The 7163-nt window shown below is 58.6% G+C and carries 3 protein-coding genes; all 3 read right to left on the reverse strand.

Translation table 11 applies throughout. The features are described from left to right. Positions 1-15 precede the first annotated feature (15 nt). A complete protein-coding gene (gene aspT / locus ACXJ5O_RS14895; RefSeq protein ID WP_457300560.1) occupies positions 16-1707 on the reverse strand; it encodes an aspartate-alanine antiporter in 1692 nt (563 codons plus the stop codon). Between the two features lie 186 nt (positions 1708-1893). Then, complete coding sequence (locus ACXJ5O_RS14900; protein WP_457300561.1) at positions 1894-3633, reverse strand: aspartate:alanine exchanger family transporter; 1740 nt, start codon at positions 3631-3633, stop codon at positions 1894-1896. Next, on the reverse strand, positions 3605-6334 hold the full coding sequence (locus ACXJ5O_RS14905; protein ID WP_457300562.1) for a decarboxylase: 2730 nt from the start codon (positions 6332-6334) through the stop codon (positions 3605-3607). The genes ACXJ5O_RS14900 and ACXJ5O_RS14905 overlap by 29 nt, the downstream gene beginning before the upstream one ends. Between the last annotated feature and the right edge of the window lie 829 nt (positions 6335-7163).

Genomic DNA, 7163 nt, shown 5'->3' on the forward strand with positions numbered 1-7163 from the left:
ACCTACGACAGTATTTCATTTTCCTATCGTCATCAATGCGACGATCACTGGTCCCCACGCCGTGAGCAGAATATTCCCGACTGCATATGGAACGGTATAACCCAGTGCGGGAACATTGCTGCGGGCCTCGTCTTGTATCGCTCGAAGGGCGGCCGTTATCGTCCCGGCTCCCGCGCAGGCTCCGAGAACCACGAGAGGGTTCATTTTCAGGACATAACGGCCGAACAATATCCCGATCGTATGAGGCAGCAAGGCGGACACCAGTCCCACGGCCACAAGGCTGAGCCCTGTTTCCCGAAGACCCGAAATGAAACTGGGGCCGGCATTCAGGCCGACCACGCCGATAAAGATGCAGAGCCCGACGGTGTCGAAGATCCATATTGCGGGTTCCGGGATTCGACCGAAGAAAGGGTATACCGACCGAAGCCAGCCGAAGACCAGACCCATGACGAGAGCGCCTCCGCTGGCGGTCAGGGTCAGCGGTATACTTCCAATTGTAACCGAGAGCAGGCCTACGAGACCTCCGAGTACGATGCCCGTCCCCACAAAGACCATGTCTGTCGCGGTCGTCTGACGGTCGGCATACCCCAGCTCCTTTGCCGCCTTCTCAACCTCCGGCTTGGTGCCGATCAGCCGCAACACATCACCCCCATCGATCCGGGTGCCGGCCTCAATAGGCATCTCGACCCCTGCCCGCATAAGCTTTCGCAGAAAGACCCCTCTGGCGAATTCAAGTTGTACGAGTTCTGCGAGCGCCTTTCCCACGAGCCGCCGCCGCGTAACCACGACATCCAGTACTTCAATAGGGATGTCGAGCAGCGACTTGTCATCCACCTCCGGACCAACAACCGCTCCGCTCTTCACGTGCATTTCCTGCCGGGCGAGCACAGCCACCACATCGTCTTTGTGAATGACCGACCCGGGCAAAACTTCGACGATCTCGCCGACTTGGCGGATACGTGTGATGAAGACACGGGCGCTCTTCGGAAGCGCCTCAAGTTGCGCGACGGACTTGTCGAAGAAATCAGGGTTCGTGACACGATACGCACGAACATCGAAGAACTTCGCTCCCGAGGTGACGCCGAATTCCACCTCGTCGGCACCCGCGACGGCAGCCTGTGCTTTCAAACCTTCGTCGCGCAGGTTGATTCCCATCAGCTTGGGTCCGATTGTCGGAAGAAACCAGACGAGGCTGGCCGTTCCGACAAGGTAGGTAACTGCATAGGCGACCGGAATGTTGTTCAGCAGACCATTTATCTCCGCCGCAGGGATCGGCAGCCGCTGAATGGCCTCTCCGGCAGTTCCGATCACCGTGGATTCCGAAAATGCCCCGGCAAGCAATCCTGCGGCCGTACCGACGTCGTAATCGAGAAGCTTTGCGAACCCAAATGCCGTGAGCAAGCATGCAACGCATAGAATGATGGTCAACATCACTTGAGGAAGCGCATCACTTTTCAGTCCGCGAAAGAATTGCGGCCCTACCTTGTATCCAGTGGTAAAGAGGAAAAGATCGAAGAAAATTGTCTTCACGATCGCCGGAATCTTGATGTCGAGCTGTCCGATCAACACCCCCGCCAGGAGTGTCCCCACCACTATGCCCAGACTAAAGCTTCCAATCTTGACGCGGCCGATCAGAAAGCCGATCGCCAGCGTGAGAAAGATTGCCAGTTCAGGATTGTCCTGAAGCGCCTGCACCAAAAAGGCCATTTTGTGCCACCCCCGTTTTATCTCCCAGTTCAGCCGAACAACAGTGCGATTTATGTAAGTTTCCGCTGGAACAGCTACTGTTCATTGGCTCTTAGTTGGCGCGTGGAATTTAGCTTTGCAGCTTCGGTGCTGGCGGAGCCTTGGCTACGTCATCGCCAAAGCATCCGTATCGTCCGAAGCGGGCTGTCAAGACAAGATCATCGCGAAATAGCCAAACACCGTAAGCAGGACCCCTGAAACCGCATAGCCGACGGGGAAACCGATCCAGGGTACATTCGATTGGATTTCRACTGCTGCCTCTCGGCAAGGCCCACTGTGRCTGCGCGCGCCGGCTACAGCGCCCATAAGTATAGCTGGGTTCATTTTGAATATGTGAAAGCCGATGGCCCAGACGATGACTGGCGGAACCGAGCAGGCGACGAAGCCAACYAGRAAAATCTTGAGCGCSAGGGCCCMGGTCAACTGAGCAAGGAGCGAGTTGCCGGCATTGATTCCAACGATGGCGACAAACACGACGAGGCCGAGATCTTCCAGGATGTTGCGCGCCGCCGACGGGGTATTGCCGAAGAAGCGCAAACGGGATGCCACCGACGAGACGATCACGCCTGAGACCAAAAGCCCGCCCGCATTGCCGAGTCCAATCGATGCCCCAAACGCWGGGAACTGGATTGCACCAATCAACAAGCCCAAGATCATGCCGAGCGACAGCGTCAGAAGGTCGGTCGCGCTGGAGGGCCTTACTACCCGTCCGAACAGTGCTCCAACTTTGTTGACCGCATCCTTCAGTCCWACCACGGTCACCACRTCCATCCGCTGTAGCTTGGTATCGTTTCCKATGGGTAGCCGCACTCCGCCTCGCTCCAGTGCCGTTACCTGCAGCTGATCGACCCCCGGCAGWGCTCGCCATTCCTCGCGTGTYTTCTTGACGATCTCGCCGTTGGTAACGAGAATCTCCGCAGAGTCGAGCGGGATGTCGAGTGCAATTTTGTCTGCGACTTCCGGCCCGATCAAGCCCATCTTGTCGGAGAGCGTCTCCCGCCGGCCGCCGAGCGCRATGACGTCGCCAAGTTGGAGTGAAAGCGTTCCWGTGAGYTCTTGGGGYGCACCGCCCCGCACCACGTTCACTACGCGGTATTCCGGATTCTCGTGCAGCAACTCACGGACTGTGCGCCCTTTCCAAGCSGCGTTCTCGAGCCGATAGGCGCGTAGCCCTCCGGCCGTCCAGCCGGACAGCGTCGGTGCATCGCCGCTCGCCACCCCGTGCTCGGCCTCGTATGCGCGGGCCGCGGCACGSGCATCCACTCCCCACCACTTGGGCAGATACTTGGTGATCAAGATGATGCCGACCGTTCCCCAGATGTAGGTGATGCCATAAGACAGCGCAATCATCGCGCTCGCCTGCTCGGGTGTYGTGCCGGCCGGMAGAGCCATCGCTCCTGARGTCACGGCTTGTTCGGCCGATCCRATYGCCGCGGACATGGTCTGAGAGCCGGCCAGCATTCCGCCTGCGGTCCCCAACGGKARATCMAAGATAATTGCGCCRAGCACGACGATCGTCAGYCCCACGATACAACTGACGAACGCCAATACGGTGAATTTGATCCCGTCCCCGCCCAARCTGTTCATGAACGASGGTCCGACCCGCAGTCCAACGCCGTACATGAACAGGTAATAAAACATGCTCTTCGTAAAATTGTTCAACTCYAAYTTCACGCCRTAAATCGATCCGACGACGGCGAGMCCGCAGCCGACGATTATGGCAGCCGCCACCATGCCGAGCCCGTAGCCCATCACACTCTGCCGTCCTATCCAAACTGCGAGCCCTACGGTCAGGAAGAGCAGCATGAAGGGGTTGGCATTGAGAAACTCGAAGAATGTTTGCATGTCGCTTTCCCCTTTAACGTTTCGACTTGGCGGAGATGACATCAGGCCGCAAAAGCTTGAGCCCGCGCGCTTTCTCGTAGCCGTGTATCTCCTTCACATCGAGCTTGCGCATAAATTCGATGGTCTCTTGTGTGATCACCTGGCCGGGCACCATGATCGGGAAGCCGGGTGGATAAGGAATGACGAAATTGGCCGAGACCATTTCTGGCCCTTCACGAAGCCGGCGGTCGCATTCTTCTCCGTGCAGGGTCACGTATTCGCAACCCGCGGCGTCGTAAGCACCGTAGAAGGCAGTGCGCATGTCTCCCTCGGGCGTGGACCGGCCCGCGTCCTGACGGAACGCCTCATGGAAGTGACTGAAGTTCGGCAGGTCCGGCACATCGGTCATCAAAGACTTCACCCGGGCTGCGAAAGCGTCCTGCCCTCCGCTGCCCCCATGAACCAGGCGGGCCTCAATGCCGTTGCAGATCTCCAGCAGGACGCGGAGCAACTGCGCGACGTCGCTGCGCGTATTGTTGATGTTGGATTGCAAAAGGACCGAATTGCGCGACGTTTTGTTGAGTTGGATGTCGTATGTATTGGCGAGCAGCGCCTTGAACTCGGTTCCGTCGAAACCTGCCGTTCCGCAGACCAACGTCATCCGGGTGGGGTCGAGGCAGAACTCGTCTTCGTGCATGCTGCGGACCTGCTCGGCCCACGTCGTGCCAGGAGCCAGGAAATCTACGAACCCGCTGTTGCGGTATTCTGCCGGAACCATTCCATCGGCACCGAGCACCTTGAAATACTTCGAGATCAAGGGATGGGAGTTGACCTCGCGCCGAATGGAGAGCGATATCTCGATCGCGTTCAACACGAGGCCGTAGCCTTCCAGCTCCATCTGCCGCCGCGCCACGTCCAGACTGCCGATCAGTTGCTGGTTCGGGCTGGTCGAGGCATGGGTGAAAACTGCCTCATGGAACTGCGATTCGACTGTGTGGAAGTCGACGTCCTTTACGAGCACCATAGAGCCTTGACGCAGCGCGGACATCGATTTGTGTGTTGAATGGGTTTGGTAGACGCGAACCCGCACCTTGCGTGGGTCCGGGATCAGCCGCGTCTCCAGCAACTTATCTGCCGAAGGGTCCGAACCGAGTTCGTTCTGTTGCTTCTCGTATGCCTTGATCGAGGCAGGATCGTGTATCCAAGCGCCGATTGCGGACGCTGCGCCCATTGCGGTTCTAGGACGCAATACGGGCGAAAAACGCGCAAAACCGAACCACGCCTCATCCCAGAGGAACACGAGATCTGGCTTGATGGCGAGGCATTCCTCCATGACGCGGCGCGTGTTGTAGATGTGGCCGTCGAAGGTGCAGTTGGTCAGGTCCACCATCTTGACCCGATCGAGTCTGCCCTCCGCCTTGAGGTCCAGAAGCGCCTTTTTTACGCTGGCGAGAGGCACTGCGCCGTACATCGAGTATTCGGTCATCGGAAATGCGTCAACATAGAGCGGTTGCCCACCCGCAAGTACCAATCCGTAATGATGGGACTTGTGGCAATTGCGGTCGAGGATGACGATGTCACCCGGGGCCACAATCGCCTGGTGCACCATTTTGTTCGAGGTGCTGGTTCCGTTGGTCACAAAGAACGCGTGGTCTGCCCCGAAAGCGCGGGCGGCCATCTCCTGTGAACGTTTGATGTTGCCCGTCGGCTCAAGCAGGCTGTCGAGACCGCCGGTTGTCGCACTGCTTTCTGCAAGGAACAGATTGATGCCGTAGAACTCGCCCATATCGCGGATCCAGTCGGACTTGAACACTGACTTGCCACGGGCGATGGGAAGCGCATGGAAGGTGCTAATTGGCCGCCGGGCGTACTTCTTCAAATTGTCGAAGAAAGGGGTTTCGAAGCGCCGCTGAATGCCTTCGAGCACGGATAGATGGAGCTCCAGCGGCTCCTCGATGGCATAAAGCACCCGACGTATGGAAGCGGCCCGCGGATCGCCGGCCAAACTCTCCACCCGGCGATCCGAGAGCAGATAGACGTCGAGCTCCGGGCGCAAGCGCTTTAGCGAATTGGCCAACAGCAGCGACAGATCAGCGTCTTCCCTTCTCGCTTCCTCGGGCACGAGGTTGGCCAGAACGCTCCGCAGCACGGGAGCCGGGTGGCGCGAAGTATAGGTGAAGCCCTCGAAAATCGTCACGGCGGCAATATAGGGATTTATGATGGCGGCGCAGATTGCATCCTCGAAGCTTTCCACCGCGACCATCTCGTAAATGAACGCGTCCTCTGGCCGGCGCAGCTTCCGCATTTCCGCGATTTGATAGACAGCGTGCGTGGTGGCACCAGGCGCGACCATCAGCATCTCGAAATAGGGACGCCTTGCTTCCCTGCCGCCCAGCGTCGGCGGCAGAACGTCGGCGGGCGAGTCGGCAACCTCGTCGGCAGTACCCCACTCGGCTGCGTCGTACTTGAAGTCGCGTGTGACAATGGCGGCAGAGACGCGCCGCACCAGTTCGGTGAAGCCAACGGCATTGTCGCCCTGCAACTTTTCGCGCAGCGCGCCCATCAGTCCGGGGCCGGGAAACGCATGGAACTCCTCGATGGGCCCCAACTCTGCAAAAGCCGCTTCAACCGCGGCCTTGTCGGACCGMCCSSTCGACCAGGCCCGCGAAGCGCCCACGATATCACGCCAGCGATCCGCACGTGCTGCCGGCATTGAAAAAAAATGGTCGATTCTGTGATCGGATGTCTTGGCTTTTGTCGTCATCACCTGCCTCCTTGCCTTGGGTGTCGATCTCTCGACGTCATCAAGCCGGACACCTTCATGGGTGTCGCACAGTCGTGTTGCGAATTCTGAACTGCGATCATGGGTTCTGCCTGCGCCAATGGGCAAGTATGTTACTGTATTCAACATCCCCAAAGGACGACCGATCATTATGGGGCGCGCAGGCCTGCTGGTCTCACGCTCACGTGTTCGTACCGATTGCAACGATCATTGTGGTGCGTGAAGAAGACGGATTTGCGCGCCAAAGGGTGAAATTGACAATGATATCAGCCACTAACCCCTGAGGGTTCCGGCCGCGGCACCCTTTATCCTGCAAGTGGAGGACACCGATCCTTTCGGCCCCACCGCGCCGATCGCGTGTGCAACTGCCTGCAACCACCCACTGCCTTCGAAAAGCTCTCCAGCAACGTTAGGGGCGTATGATACACAGTACTATACTGCCAATTGGCGCGTGCGCTTGAGGGGCGCTCGCCTTGGGCAGTCAATATGGCCCAAGGTTCCGAGACTAACGCGGGCGAGTCCCTCGACAACGATAGCGCGCGCTATCGGGTGCGCTTGCAGCCTTGGCAACCGGCCCTCAATTTTTCCCGTGTCCAGGAAGAGTTCGAGGAGCGACTTCGCGTCCGCAGAGGGACATACATCGACGCGGTGATATGTCGTTCGATTTCGAGGCAGGTCGAGCGGGCCGCTCCCAAAGTTCGCCCGGCCTGGCCTAGAAGTTGCGTTGGAAGCGAACGATACCCCCGACCGCGTCGTCCTCTCCGCTTTCGAGGAGGGCTTCCTCTTTGCGTGCACCGCCGAACTTGGTGTA

The organism is Phyllobacterium sp. P5_D12 (genome assembly GCF_054049495.1).

Excerpts from the sequence above, each read along its gene's own strand:
- aspT (WP_457300560.1), bottom strand. The coding sequence starts at position 1,707 with ATGGCCTTTTTGGTGCAGGCGCTTCAGGACAATCCTGAACTGGCAATC.